Source organism: Nostoc sp. DedQUE12b (assembly GCF_034530835.1).
Classification (GTDB): domain Bacteria; phylum Cyanobacteriota; class Cyanobacteriia; order Cyanobacteriales; family Nostocaceae; genus Nostoc.
The window spans coordinates 38,713-60,223 of the sequence record NZ_JAVRCI010000014.1 but is presented as its reverse complement, the minus strand read 5'-3'; the positions used below and the strand labels follow the sequence as shown (position 1 = coordinate 60,223).

Below are 21,511 nucleotides of genomic sequence, written 5' to 3'. Positions count from 1 at the left end.
AGAATCTTGTTCCCTCCCCTTTATAAGGGGAGGGTTAGGGTGGGGTAAAATCCTTGATTAATCAGCTATTTCAGGCTTGTGTGTACACCATAGCCCTGTGGAGGAGAGGAATGGAAGCAGGGTTCTAAGAATAAATTGCATATCGCATTAATTCGTAATTAGGACAGCTCTGTATTTAATAGGGTGCTAATGTCGGTAACGCACCAAAAATCTAGGATGGTGTGTTACCGACATAACACAACGCCAGTTGCTACAACGGAGAGAACCTCCGCAACACACTGGCTCCCCTACAAAACTCTGCCTTTCTTGATAAATAAAATATCAGCTTGAGTTGTAAATTATGATTTCTGCTTTCAACTCGACACTCAACACTCCTGATTCCAAACTTCCTCTAGAAGTTTGGGCTGGTGTAGAGTGTACGGTTAATCGTGTGGGTGAAGAGTATCTCGATCAGTTAGAACGTAATGGTCATGCAACGCGCTTGGATGACCTAGATTTATTTGCCCAACTAGGTATACACGCCATCCGCTATCCAGTAATTTGGGAACGGATAGCACCCAATGGTTTAGAGAATGCTGATTGGTCGTGGGCAGATGAACGGCTGGGACGCTTGCGCGAACTCGGTATCTGCCCAATTGTGGGGCTAGTGCATCATGGCAGTGGGCCGCGTGATACCAGCTTAGTAGATCCAGAATTTCCTGAGAAACTAGCGGTGTTTGCTCGTGCGGTTGCAGAACGCTATCCTTGGATAACACATTACACACCTGTAAATGAGCCACTGACAACAGCGCGATTCAGTGGGATGTATGGTCACTGGTATCCCCACGGAAAGGACGATTTAACCTTCGCCCGTGCATTGTTAGGGGAGTGTAAAGCGATCGCTCTTTCAATGCAGGCAATCCGGGAAATCAATCCCAATGCCCAACTCGTACAAACAGAGGATTTGGGTAAAACTCATAGTACACCAAAGCTGGTTTACCAAGCAGAACTAGAAAACGAGCGTCGTTGGTTGAGTCTTGATTTATTATGCGGTCGAATCAACCCAACTCATCCCATGTGGGGTTACTTGCGCAACTGTGGCATCAGCGAGACTGAACTTGAAGAATTTTTGCAATATACCTGTCCGCCTGACATCATCGGCATTAACCATTACCTGACAAGCGAGCGTTTTTTAGATGAAAACTTAGAAAACTATCCAGCTTGGACGCATGGTGGTAATGGTCGGGACAAGTATGCAGATGTAGAGGCAGTGCGAGTTTGCGCTGAGGGTTTGGCAGGGCCGCGCACATTGCTCAAAGAGACATGGGAACGTTACAAACTACCCTTTGCTGTCACTGAAGTTCACCTGAGTTGCACCCGTGAGGAGCAGCTACGCTGGCTCAATGAAGTGTGGAATGCAGCCCAAGAATTACGAAACCAGGGCGCAGATGTTCGCGCTGTAACTGTTTGGGCACTTTTGGGCAGCTACGATTGGAATAGTTTAGTGACTCGCTCCGCAGGATACTACGAGCCAGGTGTATTTGATTTGCGATCGCCACAGCCTAGACAGACTGCGATCGCCAAGATGGTGCGAGATTTAGCCACTGGGCATAAACCCAACCATCCACTACTTGGTACACCAGGATGGTGGCATCGAGAAGAGCGCCTATTATATCCAGCCGTCAGTTGTCGCATATCTCCCCCATCTCTCCCGTTTTCCTCCCCTGCAACTCTTCGTCCCTTGGCGATCGTGGGAGCCACAGGAACTCTAGGCAAGGCTTTTGCTCGGTTGTGTGAAGTGCGGGGAATTTCATATTGCCTACTCAGACGCCAAGATATGGATATTGCCAATCCTGCTTCCGTCAATAAATTACTTGCCGAGTTACAACCGTGGGCAGTTGTGAACGCTGCGGGATACGTCCGGGTGGACGATGCCGAACGCGAACCTGATATTTGTTTGAAGGTAAACGCTGAAGGGGCAGCGATTTTAGCTGCTGCTTGCGCTCAACATCATGTAGGGCTGCTAACTTTCTCTTCAGATTTGGTATTCGATGGTGCTGAGTCTAATCCTTATGTCGAAACTGATACTGTTGCGCCCCTCAATGTATACGGGTGCAGCAAAGTTTTGGCAGAAAAGTTAGTGTTACAAGCTCATCCGGCATCGCTAGTGATTCGCACCAGCGCCTTTTTCGGCCCGTGGGATGATTACAATTTTGTGACGATCGCCCTACGACAATTAGCTGCTGGAAATACTTTTGTCGCAGCCGAAGATGCGATCGTCTCGCCTACTTATGTACCCGATCTTGTCCATACCAGCCTTGATTTGCTGATTGATGGCGAGAAAGGTTTGTGGCATTTGACTAACAAAAGTGCTGTAGCTTGGTCTGACTTAGCCCGATTGGCAGCTAAAAAAGCAGGTGTGAGTGTCAGCAATCTAATTGCTCTTCCTACGCAAGAACTTGGTTGGATTGCTCCCCGCCCAGCTTACAGCGTTCTTGGCAGCAATCGAGGTGAATTAATGCCAAACCTTGACAGTGCAATTTCTCGCTACTTGGAAGAAAGAAATTAGTAGTCTTGCAATCTAATTTTAAGGGGAGGCAGGGGAGCAGCACTTCGACTACGCTCAGTGACCGGGGAGCAGGGGGAAAATTCTTAACTCCTAACTCTTAACTCCTAACTCCTAACTCCTAACTCTTTACTCAGCACTCAGAACTGTTTTGCCCCATTCCCCATTCCCAATTTCCCATCGCAAAATTATGTCAACTATTTTAGTAACGGGAGGAGCCGGATATATTGGCTCCCATGCTGTATTAGCCTTGAAAAACGCGGGTTATGAAGTAATTGTTTTAGATAATCTGTCGAACGGACATCGAGAACTTGTAGAAGAAGTTTTGCAAGTAAAATTAATTGTTGGAGATATGAGCGATCGCTCTCTTCTCGATGATATATTTTCAACTCACAATATAACTGCGGTTATGCATTTTGCTGCTTATATTGCAGTGGGTGAATCTGTCACCGATCCAGCTAAATATTACCAAAATAATGTTGCAGGCACTCTGACACTTTTAGAAGCAATGATTGCTGCATCAGTTAATAAATTTATCTTTTCTTCTACTTGCGCTCTTTATGGTGTACCAAAGTTCGTTCCCCTAACCGAAGACCATCCGCAAGATCCCATTAGTCCTTATGCTACTAGCAAGTGGATGGTAGAAAGAATTCTATCTGATTTTGATGCAGCCTACAATTTGAAGTCTGTACGTTTTCGCTATTTTAATGCCGCAGGTGCTGACCCTAATGGGTTGTTGGGTGAAGACCACGAACCTGAAACTCATCTTATACCATTAGTACTACTAACTGCTTTTGGTAAGCGCGAATCTATTTTGATTTTCGGTACTGATTACCCTACACCTGACGGGACTTGTATCCGCGATTATATTCATGTGACTGACTTGGCACAAGCCCATATTTTAGGTTTAGAATATCTGCTCAAAGGTGGAGAGAGCGAAGTATTTAATTTAGGAAATGGCAGTGGTTTTTCAGTCAGAGAAGTGATAGAAACAGCTAAAGAGATAACAGGCAAAGAAATTAAAATAGAAGAACGCGATCGCAGACCAGGCGACCCTCCTATTTTAGTTGGCAGCAGCGACAAAGCAACTAAAATATTGGGCTGGCATCCAGAGTATCCTAATCTAAACGAAATTATCGCCCATGCTTGGCAATGGCATCAACAACGACATAAGTAAAGACAATTTAAAACATCCTGTAAGGCTTAGAAATTCCTTCTTTAGGTATTCGTAAGCCAATGGAAGAACTTGTTTAAATTAAAGAATGTCTTAAAACAAGTATCAGTTAGTATTAGTTAATGAGCGTAATCGAGTTTCCAAATTTACCTAATGCACAGCAGTGCCAAAAAAGTACACTGCCCTATTTAGGGCTAGTTTGCATCACCTCAGACAAACAAGTGCGCTTTCGGACAATGACGCGCACCCGATACTTAAAACTTTCCCTTAGCGATCGCGAAAGTGCCCTGAGTGAACTGTATCGGCATAATTTACAGCGCTTACATGATGCCCTCTCCTTTTGTCAGCAGAATAAAATTCAGCTTTATCGGATGTCTTCTAATTTATTTCCCCTAAGTGACTTAGAAGACGAAATCGGCGCAAATATATTAGAGGCAATGAGCGCTGATTTAGCAACAATCGGTGAACGAGCAAATGCATTGAGTATCAGAATGGTGTTGCATCCAGATCAATATGTAGTGCTGAGTTCTGATTCTCCTGAAGTGGTACAGGCAAGTATCAATAATTTAGCAGGACATGCACGTATACTTGACTTACTGGGATTACCGCGATCGCCTTGGTCATTGATGAATATTCATGGTGGCAAATCTCAACGGGCTGAACAACTAATAAAAGTAATTTCTGAACTACCAGAAAACATTAAAAGCCGCTTGACTCTAGAAAACGATGAATACGCCTATAGTGCCGATGAAATTTTAGCAGTATGTCAGCAAGCTAGTGTGCCGATGGTATTTGATGCCCATCACCATATTTGCCACGAAAATTTGGATAGCTACGATCATCCAAGTGTAGCATCCATGTTTTACGCAGCGCGAGAAACTTGGAAAAATCCAGATTGGCAATTAGTCCATATTTCCAATGGTGAGCAAGCTTTCAATGACAGAAAACATAGCGACTTGATTACCGATATGCCTAACGTTTACCACCAAGCACCGTGGATCGAAGTCGAAGCCAAACAAAAAGAAGAAGCGATCGCACTTTTGCATTCTAGGTGGCTAATGAACAATAATTGTACGTAAATTAAGGACTTCGAGTCTATGTTCTCTGCACCTCTGCTGTTGTGTTTACGTTAACCAGAGTGAAACTTACACGTTTACAGTCTCATTCTTGGTTGATACCTCATATCATGTCCGGTTAAAGACTTATCATTAAGACCGCAGAGGGGCAGAGGGGAGGGGCTTTTGGGTTTTCTGCCTAGATTTGGAAATTATAACTAATTAGCCGGACATGATATCAGTTCATTGGTCTATAAACGATTTTCTAGAACCTTTATTTTGAGGTAATTATCTATAGCTAAGTTGCTTATTTCTCTTGGTAGATTAAATCAGAATTTAAAAAGACCAAAATAACAATATACACAGATAAAAACTAAACTTTAAATTGTTAGTTTTATGCAAAAAATTTATGGCAATGTTCAGGGCATCAAAGCTAGTCAGATTAAACGGCTGCAACAGCTTTATGAGCAAAATCAACCAGCAGATAGATTTATTACGCCAGAATTTGCTCAAGTCTTAGCTACAATCAGTCAACAAATTCATCACTCGATTTGTTGTTATCTAAATCGGCGTGGGCAAGTTATCCGAATTGCTGTCGGAACACCCAGTCAAACTCAACTTGCACCTGAAGAATTACCCCGGCGCAGTGCAGAACGTTTAAGCGGAATCCGTTGTGTTGCTACTCAAGTTAAATCAGCACCACCTGATGAAGCTGCATTGATTGCAATGATGCGTCAGCGCTTAGATGCTCTTGTCATATTAACCACAATTGATGGCGAAGTAAAAGAAGCTTTTCTAACTTACCTTTTCCCCGATTCAGAAAGTCCTTGGGTAATTTCACCTCCTTTAAGTTTGGACGATCTAACCGAACAGGAATTTGATGAACTAGTTCATGAATGGGAAAGAGAAATTGTTGACGCAGGGGATGGAATATTCCTATCTCAAGAAATTGTTTCCGATCAAGACAGGGTGTTGCTGGTAGGAGTGCAGACAGAAGATGTTTCTGTTCAGCGATTTGAAGATGGACTTGCAGAACTAGTGCGTTTGGTTGAAAGTGCTGGGGGAATTGTACTCGATACAATGCGGCAAAAACGTGATCGCGCCCATCCCCAAACAGTGGTAGGTAAGGGAAAAATTGAAGAAATTACCCTTTTGGCTCAAAAAGTAAGAGCTAATCTAATCGTTTTTGACCGAGATATTTCTGCATCTCAAGCCCGCAATTTAGAACAAGAGATTGGCATCCGAGTTGTAGACCGCACAGAAGTAATTCTGGATATTTTCGCTCAACGCGCTCGCACTCAAGAGGGTAAATTACAAGTAGAACTGGCGCAACTCGAATATATGTTACCTCGGTTGCGCGGTCGCGGTCAGGAAATGTCTCGATTAGGTGCGGGAATTGGTACGCGAGGCCCTGGTGAAACAAAACTAGAGACGGAACGGCGAACAATTCAACGGCGAATTGCTCAACTACAGGAAGAAGTAAACCAATTACAAGCACATCGCGCCCGTATTAGACAACAACGACAACAGCAAGAAATTCCGGTTTTGGCATTAATTGGCTATACCAATGCTGGTAAATCTACTTTACTGAATGTGTTAACCAATGCAGAAGTTTACACCGCAGACCAACTATTTGCTACCCTCGACCCAACAACCCGCAAAGTAATAATTACAGAACCAGAAACACATGAACGCAGGTCGATTTTGCTCACAGATACTGTAGGGTTTATTCACGAACTCCCACCACCACTGATAGATGCGTTTCGCGCCACATTGGAGGAAGTAGTTGAGGCAGATGCCATGATTCATGTTGTGGATTTGTCCCATCCAGCTTGGGAAAACCATATTGCAAGTGTCCTGGAAATACTCGAAGAAATGCCTGAGATTCCAGAAAAAAGTTTGCTTGCTTTTAACAAGGTTGACAAAGTAGATAGCGAAACCTGGGCTAGAGTTCAACAAGATTATCCCCAAGCTGTGTTTATATCAGCAACCCAGCACTTCGGTTTAGAGACTTTAAAAATGCGATCGCTGCAACTAATTGACGAACCTGTGAAGGCGATTGCAGTTCCACAAAATTCATACTAACAAGAAAAAATTATATGATACCGACCATCATTGTTCACGGTGGAGCAAAAACCATCACAGACGATAAAGTTGCAGCCAACAATGCAGGCTGCACAGCAGCAGTAGAAGCTGGTTGGGCAGTGCTAATTAGCGGAGGTACTGCCGCAGAAGCTGTTGAAGCAGCTACCCGTGTTCTAGAAGCTGACCCGACATTTAACGCTGGTCTTGGTGCAACTCTCAACAGCGACGGAGAAGTGGAGTTAGACGCGGCGATTATGGAAGGCTCTTTAAGTTGGGGAGCAGTTGCAGCAGTTCAAGGTATACGTCATCCAATTTCGGTTGCCCGAAAAATTATGGATGAAAAACCCAGGCTGCTAGTAGCGCGGGGTGGAGAACGCTTCGCCATAGATTGTGGTGCCGAAATGTGTAAAAAAGAAGACTTAGTAGCCGAAGAACAATGGCAGCAGTGGAAGGAAGATCGAAAAGTTATCGATCGCCCCAACACCATAGGTTGTGTAGCTTTAGATAGCAGTGGCGTCTTAGCTGCCGGTACTTCAACTGGCGGGACTACGAAGCAGCAACAAGGTCGCGTCGGTGACACTGCGCTTGTTGGCTGTGGTTTGTACGCTGATAATAAAATCGGCGCTTGCTCAACAACAGGTGATGGCGAGTCGATTATCCCGGTGGTTTTGGCTAAAACTGCGATCGATTTTTTGAGTGGCGATCGACATCCAGATGAAGCAGCACAGATGGCAATTGACGCTTTGGTTTCTAAGGTTAAAGGTGAAGCTGGGTGCATCCTCATAGATCGTCAAGGACGCGTTGGCTGGGCGTATAACTCATCACACATGGCTTGTGCTTATATGACCGCAGGGCAAGACAAGGTGGCTGCCTTTACCAAGAAATAACTCATACCAATTCGTAATGGGTTACGTCTGGCTACGCTAAGTTTATGCGTAATTAATGAAACCAAATTCAGTCTGAGTTTTCAAGTTTGAATATATAGCCTTTTTTCAAGTTAGTGTTACTTGGAAATCTAGGAAAATCATTTTTTATAAACAACCGCATCCCTTTATGGATGCGGTTTCTCGGAGGAGTAGATGAACTCAAAATACAACTTTCATTATTTTCAAGGCAGTACTCTTTCTGATCTGTTTGCTCAAGACATCACAGATGCATCTTATGGGTTTATTTTAAATTACCCTGCAACTGGCAGTTGGGCTGCTTATCCCAACCGGAAAAAATATTTTATTCAAGATGGCAGTAGTGAAGCCACCAAAACCTCCTTCGACAAGATTTGTCAGAAGGAACCTTGGAAAAATCTGGCTGTGTTAGGCGATCGCATTCCTGGAATTGTGATTATACCACCGTCAAAGTCGCTCATTGGCTACTGGCAAGAGCATTTTAGCAGCCACTCCAATAGGTCGATGATGAATTGCTCGACTTATCTAGATGACCTTAGCCAGAGCGAACACTTCGACAAACTGATTACTTTATTTCCCTTTGATTGCCTCAAACCTGAAAAACACGCTGTTCCTCCAGACACTCATTACCGTTTACTCAGCAAAGTGACCCTAGACCAACTGGGAGTGCAATGTCCAAAATACAAGAGCTACAATCTGCACCAAACCAATCTCGAAGACATTGAATTACCAGAATTCCCCTATTTAATTAAAACGTCCCACGGACTCTCAGGAGAAGGCACTTATATCATCAAAAATCCCAGCGATTTTAACTACTGTTTTGAAGAAATCAAGAAATATCTTGATATTAAGTTGCTCGATACGATTATTGTTTCGGAGTTCGTCAAGAATGAAGTGCAGAATTACTGCGTACAGTTTTATGTCAACAAGCTAGGAGAGATAACCCTCATCGGTACTACCAGCCAACTTGTCACTCCAGAAGGCAACTATTTAGGCGGACTGATTGACTACCGCAACACTGACATGAACAAGTTTTTTGAGATGATTGCTGCCATTGGTCAGTATGCTCACAAACAGGGTTATTTCGGCGTGATTGGGTTCGATGTGTTGGAAGATCGAGACGGAGAATTTTATGCGATCGATGCCAATTTCCGAGTCAATGGATCGACTCCGTTATGCTTGCAGCGTCATACCCTATTGCAACTGGGGAAGGAAGTAGCTAAATATTCTAGTGACTACCGTATGGAAGGAACATTAGATTCAATTTTAGGGACTTTAAAACAAGAACTAGATCGCAAAGACTTGATTATCCTGTCGGCTTTAGAGAAGGCCAAATATGGGAAAATCTACACTGAAATTTATGCGATCGTTACTGGAAAAACTATCCAGGAAATGCAGCATATCGAGCAAAAATTACAGGATAAGGGATTACAATGGCTCCCTTAAACAGGATCACTGTTGATATTCGGCGTTACCAATTTTTATTTATTGTATGAATGAAAGTTATTTGACTAACTTCATAAATGGGTTAACTTCGTTTTATGCGAGGCTAAAATGAAAAGAAATAATTTAGAATACTACGATTTGAACGCAGACAAATGGTGGAATAAAGATGAAATTTTATATGTTTCTAATCATCTAAACAAGTCAAAATTCGAGTTTTTTTCTAATTTAGTGCCAGATTGGAAAGGATTGAAAGTTTTAGATATTGGCTGTGGGGGAGGACTAGCTTGTGAATTTGTAGCCAATCTAAACGCTGATGTATCTGGAATAGATTTATCTTTTAATTCAATTAAAATAGCCCAACAACATGCTAGATTAAGTAATTTAAAAATTGATTATCAGCGAGCATTAGCTGAAAACCTTCCCTACCAACAAAATAGCTTTGATGTTGTTTTGTGCTTTGACGTATTAGAGCATGTTGAAGATTGGAAAAAAGTTTTTTCCGAAGCTTATCGAGTTTTAAAACAGGATGGATTATTTTTATTTGACACAATTAATAGAAATTTCAAGTCTAAATTTATAATGATTTGGCTTTTAGAAGATACCCTAAAGCATATACCACCCGGACTTCATGACTGGAATAAGTTTATTAAACCCAAAGAAATGATAGAAGTAATGAAAAGTACTGGCTTTGCAGATTTTGAAATTAAAGGATTTGATTTGACAGGTGAGAGTAGTTTTAAAACATTGAGAAGTATCCTACTTAAGGGCTTGAATAATCAAATTAAAGGTGAAAAAGCAGAATTGTTTGAAATCAAAATTAACAATGATACTTCTGTCTGCTACATTGATAAAGCTGTGAAAATAAGTTGATAAATATTATTGTAAAGCTTTAGCATTGTAGTTTTGTTTTAAATCAAGTAAAAGCCAGGCTACAAGTATTTGGTTTTTAAGAATAGATTGAAATCTATTAATTATGCTTTGAGAAATTCAAACATATACTTCTTTTTGTAGATGTAAATTCTTTAGAAAAGTCATAAATAAAATATGTGATTTGTTTTTATCCAAATGTATTTTAAAAAAGGTTAACAAAAATGAAATTTCAAATTGAATGCAATACAGACAAAATCAACAAAATATGTTTAATTTGCCAGGAAAACTTTCAGACACATGAAGCCAGATTAATTGTATGCAATGACAAAGGCGAATGCTATGGAGATATCTGCTATGAATGTATAGCTCATGGCGGTAGTTGGGTTCAATCTCAACTTCAACAATTTAGTCATCAACTACTAGCTTTAAGATAATTTTAAGTAAATTAAAAATTGGAAGTAAGTAAGAGATGGTAAATAACTGAAGGATTGCGTAAATGCGTTTGTAGTAAGGACTTTAGTTTTGGGTTTTTAAGCACTAAAGTGCTTACTACAAAGCTATCAAAACTTTTGTGATAAAGGACTAGGCATTACAGAGCGAATTGCACTAATAAAGTTTTGAGCATAATTCTGCGTTGAAAAATCGAGGGCGCGTTGTCTGGCAGCGACTCCCGTACTCTGGGCAAATTCTTGCTCGTCAAGATAGCGGAGAATTGCGATCGCTAATTTATCCGCATCGCCGTAAGGTGTTAATAGTCCATTCATGCCATCGGTAATAATTTCTGTCGGGCCGCCTGCACTGCCAGCAATTACAGGTTTACCCAATGCCATTGCCTCAATAATCACAATCCCAAATGGCTCATTATCTGATGCATGAACAAATACATCCATCGCCTGCACCCATTCCGGGATATTACGCTGTAGTCCAGCCATAATTACTTGGTCTTTCAAGCCCAAAGCGGTGATTTCGGCTTTTAAAAAGTCCTCATAATCCGGTTCTAAATCGTGTTTACCGCCAACCACTACACAATGGGCATCGGGATACTTCTGTAAAATTTTGGGCATTGCTTGCACCAATACGTGCATTCCCTTCCATCGTTGCAATCGTCCCACAATTCCAATCAACGGCCCGTGTAAAGGTAAGCCTAGTTTTCGCCGTGCTTCTTCAGGAGTTGGTAAAGCATTCGGCTCAAATCGGTCTAATGCGACACCAGGATAAACCAAAGGTGTTGGTCTGTGGGGCCAAATCTCTGCCTGCGCTTGCTTACCATCTTGCGAAAGAGTAATAATTGCCTGCGCCGGAATTAAAGTAGCAAGTCGCACCAACCAAGTTTTATCACTAGGTACTTCTAGTTGATACCACACAGCAGGCAAGCCCGCCAGCATTGCCGCCAAACCTCCAGATATATGCGTGATCCACATCCAATTGACAATTATATCTGCACGTTCGCGACGGGCGATCGCAGCAATCTGCAAAACAGCGCCAATAAAACGGTGGATTTGGCGTAAACGTCCACTTTCTACAACTCGCGCATCAATACCGAGAGATTTTACTTGTGCGACCATCGGGCCGTTTTCTAAAAATATCACCAGCCACTCAACACCAGCATTACGTCCCTGTTGCACCAAATCCCAAAGCATCATTTCACCACCGCCTCGTTGCTCGGCTAATGGCATGACAATAATTACTTTCATAATCTATAAAAGTCCTATTTAAGTTGTAAAATTTATGAGATTCTGGATTTATTAGAGAAGTTAGGAATATTGGAGAGTATCTGAGGATTGCTATAGTACTTATGTCCTGCCATAGCCATAGCTAAAAATCCCCAAAGAATCATCCCTGAGACGCTCAACATCCCGCTACCGATAACTAACTGGGAAGCAGAACTGATCCCAATGGCACGGGCAGCACTGACAAAACTATCGAAACGACCTTCACCATAGCTGCTAACACTAATAATCAAAAAGATTAATCCACCCATATAAAATATGCCTCCAAACCAACCAAGGGTGAAAAACATATCTAAAATGCCACTATCAATTACCACTACTTCAATTTGACCAGTTTTTTCGTTGACTTTCCAAATATTTCCTAAGCCATTACCTAAAGCATTAGAAAGTGCTAAACCAAGATTTCTGTCGTAAGTTCCCGATCTATCTTTAAAGCTGCCATCTTCTTGAATATTAGAAAAGGTTTCAAAACGTGCTGCTACTACTCCAGCAATTGGTTCGATAGTTGTCAATGGCACAACACAAATAGCCATGACCACAATTATGGTAATTAAGCGCATTTGAATTTTGGCTTTGACTGAACCCATAATCATAATTATTCCAAATAACCAGCCCCCCCAATTAGTACGTGCTTGTGTTAATAAAAAAGATAAGTAACCAACAGCTGAAGCCGGAAAAATTAAGCTTCCTGAAGCGGTAAATAATAACAGTAACCCAGCCTGCATAACCGAACCAAAGGGCCCAACTGAGTGTAATGTACTCCAGACGCGCATCCCAAAAGGTACAGGGTTTCCAGAACTCATGAATAATTTTGATTGGATGAGCCAGTATCTATCCCACTCAGGAGCTACTACAAATTGATATACGCCATAAGTTCCTAAAATCAACACAGACCAGAGAAATGTTCGCTGAATATTCTGGCGATAGCTGGGATAATCTCGCCAGTTGATAAATAAGTGAAAAGCGAAAATAATCGGACTAAGCCAATCCATCAATCCCCGTGCTACAGGAATAGGTGGGTTGTAAATTAGACCGATGAGAAAGCCATAGAAAACTCCGATAAAAGCCAAAACAAACGGCAAACCCCCTTGGCGAGAAGCGCGGGGAAAGTGTCGCAAAAATGTTGCTATAGTTATAAACACCACTAAATACGGTGCTATAAGCATTTGACGGCTAGCATCCCACCCTACCCGATAATCAACTAAGCGAGTCGCTAAGGGTGTGAGAAACCAAATCCACCAGGTAAAGCCAATGTAGAGAATGGGATGCCGCAAGTATAAAAATAAGGCTACTACTAAAGCTGTCGCTGGGTAAATTAGGCGCAATGCGGCAGTAACACCAGCAAAATAGCAAACTACAGTTAGTAATATAAAGCCTGCGATCGCCATCCAACCTTGTAGCGATCGCTCTTCGGGAGAATAGTTTTCTTGTAAAAAACTATTGAAAAGTATCTGCTTAGAATTCATTCAATTTTAGATGTACATATAAATAAGTTGAACTTGTTCCCAGGCTCTAGCCTGGGAATGAAGTCATTCGAGGCTCTGCCTCATTTTGAATTGTGAATTCTGAATTTTGAATTGTTTATATCCTTGCCAACGTCCACGCCAGGATGCTAATAACTTTTTCCCCGCCAACTGCCCTTGACTAGGTAAAAATCTCAGCCATTGTACTAAGCCCAAACTATCGCATGTACCCACGAATACTGCCCAAAACAAAAATGCAATCCGGCGGATAAATGGTAAATGCTCTAGTAAAACTAAGGTTTCATTATGGACTAAATTAATAAAGGCAATTTCATTAAAGTTATTTCGCTGATCTTCATCAAAACGTTGTGCTGGATAATGATCTACAGCAACGTGAGGATCGTAAATTATTTTCCAACCAGCCCGCTTTAATGTCAGGGTGAATGCCATTTCAAAGTGTACTTGCGCTCCAGTACCACGCATCCGCTCATCAAAGCGTAGTTGTCCAATCGCTTGGGTACGAAAACTCATGTTTACGCCCTTGAGAATATCGACTTCGCGGGGTTCTCCCACTCCCAAGTGATGGTTGCCAATGACTCGCCCAAACCATTGCAACTGTCCGACTACTGGGCGGGATTCGTCTTCTAATTTGCTGCCGTGGTATATCCAATCACGCCCTCCCAGACCGCCGAGGCGACGATCGCAGGTAAAGTAAGCTGCAATCCGCTCTAACCAATCGGGGTGGGGTGCGGCATCATCATCAGTAATGGAAACAATATCGCCCTCCACTGCTGCTAATCCGGCATTGAGAGCTGCTACTACTCCCGGTTGTGTCACTTTCACGGTATGCAACGGCAAGTTGTGCGCTGTGTATTGAGCAAGAAATTGCCAAGTTTCTGCATCCGTATCGCGGACAACCACTATCACCTGATCGACTGGTTTAGTTTGCTCCTGTAGCGCCAAAAGGCAGCGTGAGAGGTCTTGTGGACGGCGATAAGTCGGTATCAGAACGGTGTTCCGCATTCTTGCTTAACTCCTCGAATAAATCCACATAAGTTTGTGCCATAGTAGTCCAGCTGTGTTGTTCTGCCACAGAACGAGCAGCTTGACTCATTTGCTGCATATTTACACTTACCAAGGACATCATCGCCACAGCTAAAGCATCGATATCATTTGAGTCAGGTAAGACGATGCCACATTCTGGTGTCACCAACTCTGCACCCCCGGTAGCTGTGGCAGTAATTACTGGTAGTCCTGAAGAAAGTGCTTCTAACAATACGAGGCTACAAGCTTCATATCGGGAAGGAAAAATAAATAAATCTACTGACCGCATAATTTCGGGGATATCACGGCGAAATCCCACAAAATGCACGCGATCGCTCAACCCCAAGGATGCTGCTAGTTGTGGGAAGGGACTACCTTCGATATGACCTACCACTGCCAGATGTAAATCGGGAACTTTCACCAAGGCGTGTAGTACTGTATCTAAATTCTTTCTGGGTGTGCGGATGTCTCCAGCAAACAGGGCTAGGGTGACATTCTCCGGTAAACCTAATTTTTGGCGATTGCTTTGGCCAGGGGTAAATTCTTCTAAGTCAACGCCATTGACAATTACTTTAATTCGAGAACGCGGTACACCAATGTTGACTAATTCTTGGGCTACCTTTTCGGATACAGCCACCACAACCTGCGCTTTTTGGAAAGCTTGTTTTTCCCAACGGGCATTAAAAGCCGTAAATAGCCACTGGTAGAAACCATATAAATCGCGGCGGTTGCGAGAAATATGAACAGGCGATCGCAACCATGAACTATGGACAAAATGTACAGCATTCACATCAGCCGCAGCCAGATTAATTGCTCCATTGACTTTAACTAAATCAATGTCAGAGCGATGTTTCCGTAACCAATCTGCACTTTTCTGGGCAAAGATGAAATTACGCATAAATTCTGTAGGATAGCCTTTGACTGGAATTTTAATCCAATTAACTTGGCTATTCTCTTCTAATTCTGGTGCGACTTCGCTAGCTAATAATGTCAAGTGATGACCACGACGAATTGCTTCCTTAGCAACCTCATAGTTTACCCGTCCTTGACCATCACCTTTTTTGATTTTATGAGTAACAATACAAAGTTTCATACACTACTTCCTTAAGGATAAAATCCTTGAATCACCCCTCCCCAACCCTCCTCTTCCCACGGTGTACACACAAGTCGAATTACCCCCCTTAATCCCCCCTTATAAAGGGGGGAAACAAGAGAATCTAGTTCCCTCCCCTTTACAAGGGGAGGGTTAGGGTGGGGTAAAATAAATTCCTCAACTCAGAGATATTGATATATTATTTCGATATTCCTATTAACTTACTTGCTAAAAATTGCGGCGTAAAACTAAGACTAAGTGCTGCCATAGTTCGCACATTAAATTTTTGTTGATTCAGTGCTTGCCAAAAATAAGGACGTGCTGCGGCTATCTGTTCACTTCGTAGCAAACCAATTCCCAAAGTAGTATTAGCTTCTAACCATTTCTGTTGAAAATGAGTTCTAAATTCCTGTAATAGAGGGTCTTCCATAAATACTTGATAGCAAAACATTTCGCTTTTCGCTTTGCGAATTTTTGCTTGCACATCTCGACTACCACTGAGCATAGTATCAGTTTGCTCATGGGCACGATATCGCGTCAATCTTTCTGGACAATAGTAAGCGCCATAACCAGATATACAAAATAGATAGGTTAAATATAAATCCCACATCCCAGCAACTTCTGAGGGAATACTATACCAATCCACCAAATTATTCCGAATCACGCAAGATGCAGCAGTAGGTATACTTTTATCTACTAACCCAATTTTGGAAAAAGGTTTATAAATTCCTTTTGCTAGTTTGTCTCGCTTGTAAGCGCGTGTATTTTCTTCAGTACCAGCATGATTAATTATGCCATTAGCATCTATAATATATTGGTCACAAAAAGCGAGAATTAAATCAGAATTCGCTTCTAGTGGTGGTACAAGCTTTGTTAAAAAGTCTTCATGCCAAATATCATCGTCATGGAGACTAGCAACATATTTACCTTGCGCCATATTGAAACCATACTGCTGATTAGCTAACATCCCCACATTTTGCGGATGCTGCCAAAATTTAATGCGTGAATCACCAAAAGATGCGACAATTGCTTGAGGATTTTCGGAACTACAATTATCAGAAATAATAATTTCAATATTTTGATAAGTTTGTTTTATTGCACTTGCGATCGCTTGCTTGAGATAATCTGGTCGATTATAGGTGGGGATAATAACGCTGACTAAAGGTTGTTGACATTCTTGATGTAATGACATATTTTTCTACCTTGATATTTTCTAAGTAAAAGATGCAATAATTGATATTTTTAGTAAATTCAGCTTATTTAGCTGTAGAGATACTATATAATTTCTTGGCTTGGGAAGGAAATTCAGCTATTGTTTTTGCATAAATTGTTCGGAGATTATTTATATGAGCAGCCATCGTAAATTCCTTCATTAATAAAGTATGACCTTGCTCACCCATATATCGGCTTTTTTGATAATCTCTAGACAATTCATTAATAGCATCAGCCAGCTTTTGGATATTATTGCTTGGAACAAGAATACCCGTTTCTCCATCTCGTAAATGTTCTGGAATTCCACCGACTGCACTACCAATTACAGGTCGACAACGAGAGTATGCTTCTAGAGTTACAAGACCGGCAGGTTCAGGCCAAACACTGGGAAAGATGACTGCAAAACACTGTTGATAAAGTTTATCTAATTTATCCGAATCGCACCAACCATGCCAAGTGATTCGCTTATTTAATCCGAGTGTGCTTGCTAACTTTTCTAATCGTGGTCGTTCCCAACCTTCACCTGCAATATCAAGTTGAATTTTTGGGTCTGTATGTATTAAGGTTTTGAGTAACCATTCCAGACCTTTATCAGAAACAATTCGTCCAGCAAACAAAATTCGATGATTTTGATGTACTTCCAAGCTTAGGGGTGAACTTGCTGTTTCTGGTAAAGAGATTCCACAGTGTAGCGTTATAACTTGTTTGGGGGATACACCATTTTGAATTAACTCTTGCCGCACATATTCGCTATTCGCAATGAAAGTAATTTTGAGCCTTTTCAAGACATCTAAAAACTGATGAGTGGTTTGAAGTTCTCTAAGAGTTCTTAAAGGTCTACGGCTACCACATTTATCTGCTAATTTACCCCAGGTACATCCTAAGTAAGAAAAGTTGCGATCGCAGATTGTCTGTTGCTCTGCTAAATACTTTGTGCCACTAGGGCAGTAAAATGAGTGATTATGAACGCTGAAGATAGCAGGACATTCGCCTGTAAGCTGCAATAGCAAATCTGGACTGTGAATGTGTAGCAGTTTGAACTGGCTTTGATCGATATTTTTAAGTGATTTTATCACGCGATCGCTAACATCAGGTGGTCGATGTTCAAACAGAGACGCTAAATAAGTTTCAACACCTCCGCTCCCACCGACACCAAAACTTGAGCATTGATAAATTAGGTCTTTGTCAAAGATTTCCTGGGACATATTTTCTATTACTTTTAAGTATATAGGACTAATTTTAATAACTTATTTATAGAGATAATAAGTGTTTAAAATCTTATTATTTTACTATTTTGCAAAATTGCTGATACATATTTAGGGGTTTACGGCTGTACATCTCTACAGCCGTGAATATGTTGTACTTACTTTGATAATTGGATGTTGTTTCTAATCTGGCTGCCTTAGTTCATACTGCATTTGATGATATTTCCAAAGCTTGCCTTTTAGTTCCAATAGTTCTTGATACTTACCTTGCTCTACTATCCGTCCCTGTTCTAAAACTACAACTTTATCTGCTTTAGAAATAGTAGAAAGACGGTGAGCGATCGCAATTACTGTTTTCCCAACAGATAGCTTTTCTAATGAATCTTGAATTAAGCGCTCAGATAGCGAATCTAAGGCGCTAGTTGCTTCATCCAAAATTAAAATTTCTGGGTTCCGTAGTAAAGCTCGTGCAATAGCAATTCGCTGTCTTTGTCCTCCAGATAACCTAACACCCCGATCTCCTAATTGGGTATCAAAACCCTCGGGCATTTCTAAAATAAATTCTAGTGCATTCGCTAGTTTAGCGGCTTCTTTAATTTCCTCATTCGTCGCGTTTGGAGTTCCGTAAGCAATATTCTGCCAAACATTAGTATTGAAAATAAAAGTATCTTGACTGACGACAGCTATTTTGCGACGGAGAGAGTTAATTTCAAACTGCTGGATATCGATTTCATCAATGTAAATATATCCATCTGTAGCATTATAAAATCGAGGAATCAAATCAGCAAGAGTTGTTTTACCAGCGCCAGATGCTCCAACCAAAGCTGTCATCTTTCCCTTTTCAATCGTCAGGGTAATATTATGCAACACTAGATTTTCATCATCATAGCCAAAATCCACAGATACTAAATCTATTGACCTATTTAATCCCTTAAACTGAACTCTGCCATTTTGAAAGTAATATTTTTCATCACTTTTCAACAGATTTTTAATATTGTCTGCTGAACCATGTAAAGTGCTGAGATATGCTCTAGTGCCATTAATATCTTGAACAAATGGGATAAAGCGAAATAGTACAAAGAAAAAAGTTAGCAAAGAAGCAACTTGTAGCGTTCCATTAGTGACAAGACTAGTGAATGCCAAAATAATCATTCCGATCAATACCGTAGTCGCTACTCCTTCGGCAATTGGCTTCACAAGTGTCCAGGTAAATACAACTTTTGTTGTGCTACTTATTACTTTATCGCTAGCTTTATAGTAACGCTGACGCTCAAATTCTTGAGTACCACAAGAATGAACAGTGCGAATACCATTAATAAATTCTATGGCTGTTGATGTAAAATTAGCATTAGCAGTTGTCATGCCAAAACTTGATTCTCTGACTCTAGCATTCAGGTTTGACAACCCCACACCTAAAAGTGTAAATAGTAATACTGATATTATTGTCAATTGCCATGAAATCAAAAACATTGATATTAAGTAGACAAAGGTTGTTAGTCCTCTAGTTACTAAGAAAGCTCCACCACTAAAACCTTGTCTGATTCTTTCAATCTCTGTAGTAATTGTGTTAATTAGTTCACCAGAACGAGTTTTACTAAAGTAACTTAGCGATAAGGATTGTAACTGTTCAAAAATTTGCTTGCGTAAGCGATCGGCAAGATGTAGTTGAGATAATTCAGTATAGACTTGAGAAAAATAATTGAAGGTAGCACGTAACCAAGTACTGAATAAAATCAGCAAAGATACGCGATACAAACGATTAATTGCTGATGTCTTAGCTCCCAAAATCCAAAGATCGAACCATTCTATTCCTGTTTGGACAGGTTGAGCATTGGGGCTAGTTAAGCTTTGCAAAAAGGAAAGTAAGAAACCAATACTTACACCTTCAAAGGTTGCCGCCAGAATAGAGAATATCAGAGCTAAAATTGCAATTTTGCGAAAGTGTTTAAATTCTCGCAATATCAAATAATTATCCTGCCAAAAGCTGCTAGCTTTGAGCAGATTGCTGAGTGGTTGAGGAAGCTGGAAATTCATGGATTTTATCATAATAGTTTGGCAAGGTAGATAGACCTCTGTAGATAGATACAGAGTTCAGAATGAGCGACAAAACCCTGATGTAAAGATGCGATTTATCGCGTTTGGAAAACTAATTACCTGGAATCGTATGCTACATAAATAGATTTTTTGGGCCTCGGTGCGATAAATAAAATCATCAATTATCGCACCGATAAATTACAGAGTTTGGCTATCCAGATGTAACAGATGAGACTATAATACGGTTCGGATCAGCACTTTTAATATCCGTTGTGGTTTGGGAAAAGGGCAAAGGGTAAGGGGTAAAGGTTTGAATTCACCTTTTTCCTTTTTCGCTTTAACCGAACTGTATGGGGTGAGACTGTGCCTCTACTTCCCAGGAAGCTGTAATTTCTGGTAATTTATTTAGCTGTACTGCATCTTCCAAAGTCCAACAACGAGATCCGGTTAAACTCATGTCGCCCCGTAGCACGTTAAATAACTGTGGCAGATTGTCGAGATTGTATTTACCCATCCAACGCTCTAGCGGTGTGTTATTGTGGGTGCAAAAACTTATTGCTTGAAAGAGTTTACCTCGTTCCCCAACACGCCATTCATGACAAAAAAGTAGCCCTGGCGAGTAAACCTGCATTAATACAATTAATCCCAACATGACTGGACTTACTAATAGCAGCAATACGAAAGTAGTAATCCAATCAATTACTCGGTGCAATTGTCTGAAAGGTTGGTTAGGTAATTTATTGCCAGCAGGTATGTTTAAGAATATTGGTTTTTGAGCTTCTTCACATGCATCTGCCCAAAATTTGAGCAAAGTCTCACCCAATTTTGGATCTATGCTGACCAAACTTACTGGAGAATGTTGTAAGCATTCTACTAGCGATCGCTTATTATCTAATGAAGCCAGATATGGTTGTTTCACTCCTCCAAGCGGCTTCACCAGCAGCTTACCCCGCCGCCACTGGAGTGTGCAGTACCCACGATTATCTTGGTGTGACTGGGTTACATCATATAAATTCTCTAGAGTTGGAATTATTGAAGTTGTCATAATGTCTTTGGGTTTATACAGGAGTGAATTACTGAGGCGTTATCAAAGGCTATCAATGCCAAAGACCCAAATCCGAATCTTGTTGTAAGTCCAAAAAGTTGGAGAGAATTGAGGGCAAAAATATGCTATAGTATTTGCCACTCAGCCAAGCACGTATTGCGTAGAATTCTGCTGATGTAGAGATGTACAAATTAGACAGATACTAATTACATAGGTAGCAATCACCGCTACTATTAACATTCATGGGCAAATCTTGATTTTCCGGAAACTACTGACAGTAGAGAAGTGTAGAGGGAAATTACCCATGAATCTATGTCAACGTTTAATTACGCTGAGGTGTTCATTGTCTCGATAGATTTGAAAAACCAGTCTGCTCTTGTCTTCTAGCCTTTATGAAGGTGCTTTAATCTCTAGAATATAAGACTATATAGAAATAGCGATCGCTCAAATAACTTCTTTATTTATTCTTCAAAGAGTCAGTGATTTCTCTTAAAAATCATAAAGATAGCATAAATATACTGAATTCTTCCCGATAGCAACAAAATTCAATTTGGTTCATCAAAACGCAGGGACAATTCATGAATCATTGCTGTCAATTTAAGATAAAA

16 protein-coding genes are annotated in these 21,511 nt (G+C 41.0%); 8 read left to right on the top strand and 8 right to left on the bottom strand.

The window, feature by feature from the left end; all coding sequences use genetic code 11:
• Positions 1–340: 340 nt before the first annotated feature.
• From RMY16_RS09985 to RMY16_RS09950, 8 genes are all read left to right on the top strand, one after another.
• Positions 341–2,548 carry a family 1 glycosylhydrolase gene (locus RMY16_RS09985; protein WP_322736222.1) on the top strand — a complete coding sequence of 736 codons (2,208 nt, stop codon included), beginning with the start codon at positions 341–343 and terminating at the stop codon, positions 2,546–2,548.
• Positions 2,549–2,735: 187 nt separating this feature from the next.
• Positions 2,736–3,722 carry a UDP-glucose 4-epimerase GalE gene (gene galE / locus RMY16_RS09980; RefSeq protein ID WP_322736221.1) on the top strand — a complete coding sequence of 329 codons (987 nt, stop codon included), beginning with the start codon at positions 2,736–2,738 and terminating at the stop codon, positions 3,720–3,722.
• Positions 3,723–3,841: 119 nt separating this feature from the next.
• A complete protein-coding gene (uvsE, locus tag RMY16_RS09975) occupies positions 3,842–4,798 on the top strand; it encodes a UV DNA damage repair endonuclease UvsE (RefSeq protein ID WP_322736220.1) in 957 nt (318 codons plus the stop codon).
• Positions 4,799–5,170: 372 nt separating this feature from the next.
• The gene (gene hflX / locus RMY16_RS09970; RefSeq protein ID WP_322736219.1) at positions 5,171–6,859 is read left to right on the top strand and encodes a GTPase HflX; all 1,689 of its coding nucleotides are present in this window, start codon (positions 5,171–5,173) and stop codon (positions 6,857–6,859) included.
• Positions 6,860–6,873: 14 nt separating this feature from the next.
• Positions 6,874–7,746: an isoaspartyl peptidase/L-asparaginase family protein gene (locus RMY16_RS09965; RefSeq protein ID WP_322736218.1), complete on the top strand. Its 873-nt coding sequence runs from the start codon at positions 6,874–6,876 to the stop codon at positions 7,744–7,746.
• A 192-nt stretch (positions 7,747–7,938) separates the two neighbouring features.
• A complete protein-coding gene (locus RMY16_RS09960; protein WP_322736217.1) occupies positions 7,939–9,207 on the top strand; it encodes an ATP-grasp domain-containing protein in 1,269 nt (422 codons plus the stop codon).
• Between the two features lie 108 nt (positions 9,208–9,315).
• On the top strand, positions 9,316–10,077 hold the full coding sequence (gene ubiG, locus RMY16_RS09955) for a bifunctional 2-polyprenyl-6-hydroxyphenol methylase/3-demethylubiquinol 3-O-methyltransferase UbiG (protein WP_322736216.1): 762 nt from the start codon (positions 9,316–9,318) through the stop codon (positions 10,075–10,077).
• A gap of 221 nt (positions 10,078–10,298) precedes the next feature.
• Complete coding sequence (locus RMY16_RS09950) at positions 10,299–10,511, top strand: hypothetical protein (RefSeq protein ID WP_322660947.1); 213 nt, start codon at positions 10,299–10,301, stop codon at positions 10,509–10,511.
• Between the two features lie 126 nt (positions 10,512–10,637).
• On the opposite strand, the gene RMY16_RS09945 is transcribed toward RMY16_RS09950, so the two are convergent.
• The 8 genes from RMY16_RS09945 to hepC form a co-directional block, all read right to left on the bottom strand.
• A complete protein-coding gene (locus RMY16_RS09945; RefSeq protein ID WP_322736215.1) occupies positions 10,638–11,771 on the bottom strand; it encodes a glycosyltransferase family 4 protein in 1,134 nt (377 codons plus the stop codon).
• A gap of 32 nt (positions 11,772–11,803) precedes the next feature.
• Entirely contained in the window at positions 11,804–13,273 is a 1,470-nt protein-coding gene (locus RMY16_RS09940; protein WP_322736214.1) for an O-antigen ligase domain-containing protein, read from the bottom strand.
• A 63-nt stretch (positions 13,274–13,336) separates the two neighbouring features.
• Positions 13,337–14,293 (bottom strand): glycosyltransferase family 2 protein, encoded by a 957-nt coding sequence (locus tag RMY16_RS09935; RefSeq protein WP_322736213.1) that lies wholly within the window; start codon positions 14,291–14,293, stop codon positions 13,337–13,339.
• Positions 14,211–15,407 (bottom strand): glycosyltransferase family 4 protein, encoded by a 1,197-nt coding sequence (locus RMY16_RS09930; RefSeq protein WP_322736212.1) that lies wholly within the window; start codon positions 15,405–15,407, stop codon positions 14,211–14,213. Before RMY16_RS09930 ends, RMY16_RS09935 begins: the two co-directional genes overlap by 83 nt.
• Before the next feature lie 199 nt (positions 15,408–15,606).
• Entirely contained in the window at positions 15,607–16,599 is a 993-nt protein-coding gene (locus RMY16_RS09925; protein ID WP_322736211.1) for a glycosyltransferase family 2 protein, read from the bottom strand.
• A gap of 64 nt (positions 16,600–16,663) precedes the next feature.
• Positions 16,664–17,824 (bottom strand): glycosyltransferase family 4 protein, encoded by a 1,161-nt coding sequence (locus tag RMY16_RS09920; protein WP_322736210.1) that lies wholly within the window; start codon positions 17,822–17,824, stop codon positions 16,664–16,666.
• 183 nt (positions 17,825–18,007) lie between these two features.
• A complete protein-coding gene (gene hepA, locus RMY16_RS09915; protein ID WP_322736209.1) occupies positions 18,008–19,858 on the bottom strand; it encodes a heterocyst formation ABC transporter subunit HepA in 1,851 nt (616 codons plus the stop codon).
• 337 nt (positions 19,859–20,195) lie between these two features.
• Positions 20,196–20,903, bottom strand: coding sequence for a heterocyst development glycosyltransferase HepC (hepC, locus tag RMY16_RS09910; RefSeq protein ID WP_322736208.1), 708 nt, complete (start codon positions 20,901–20,903; stop codon positions 20,196–20,198).
• Positions 20,904–21,511: the final 608 nt, after the last annotated feature.

Coding starts and splice junctions, on each gene's coding strand:
- RMY16_RS09985 (WP_322736222.1), top strand. CDS start 341: ATGATTTCTGCTTTCAACTCGACACTCAACACTCCTGATTCCAAACTT.
- galE (WP_322736221.1), top strand. CDS start 2,736: ATGTCAACTATTTTAGTAACGGGAGGAGCCGGATATATTGGCTCCCAT.
- uvsE (WP_322736220.1), top strand. CDS start 3,842: ATGAGCGTAATCGAGTTTCCAAATTTACCTAATGCACAGCAGTGCCAA.
- hflX (WP_322736219.1), top strand. CDS start 5,171: ATGCAAAAAATTTATGGCAATGTTCAGGGCATCAAAGCTAGTCAGATT.
- RMY16_RS09965 (WP_322736218.1), top strand. CDS start 6,874: ATGATACCGACCATCATTGTTCACGGTGGAGCAAAAACCATCACAGAC.
- RMY16_RS09960 (WP_322736217.1), top strand. CDS start 7,939: ATGAACTCAAAATACAACTTTCATTATTTTCAAGGCAGTACTCTTTCT.
- ubiG (WP_322736216.1), top strand. CDS start 9,316: ATGAAAAGAAATAATTTAGAATACTACGATTTGAACGCAGACAAATGG.
- RMY16_RS09950 (WP_322660947.1), top strand. CDS start 10,299: ATGAAATTTCAAATTGAATGCAATACAGACAAAATCAACAAAATATGT.
- RMY16_RS09945 (WP_322736215.1), bottom strand. CDS start 11,771: ATGAAAGTAATTATTGTCATGCCATTAGCCGAGCAACGAGGCGGTGGT.
- RMY16_RS09940 (WP_322736214.1), bottom strand. CDS start 13,273: ATGAATTCTAAGCAGATACTTTTCAATAGTTTTTTACAAGAAAACTAT.
- RMY16_RS09935 (WP_322736213.1), bottom strand. CDS start 14,293: ATGCGGAACACCGTTCTGATACCGACTTATCGCCGTCCACAAGACCTC.
- RMY16_RS09930 (WP_322736212.1), bottom strand. CDS start 15,407: ATGAAACTTTGTATTGTTACTCATAAAATCAAAAAAGGTGATGGTCAA.
- RMY16_RS09925 (WP_322736211.1), bottom strand. CDS start 16,599: ATGTCATTACATCAAGAATGTCAACAACCTTTAGTCAGCGTTATTATC.
- RMY16_RS09920 (WP_322736210.1), bottom strand. CDS start 17,824: ATGTCCCAGGAAATCTTTGACAAAGACCTAATTTATCAATGCTCAAGT.
- hepA (WP_322736209.1), bottom strand. CDS start 19,858: ATGAATTTCCAGCTTCCTCAACCACTCAGCAATCTGCTCAAAGCTAGC.
- hepC (WP_322736208.1), bottom strand. CDS start 20,903: ATGACAACTTCAATAATTCCAACTCTAGAGAATTTATATGATGTAACC.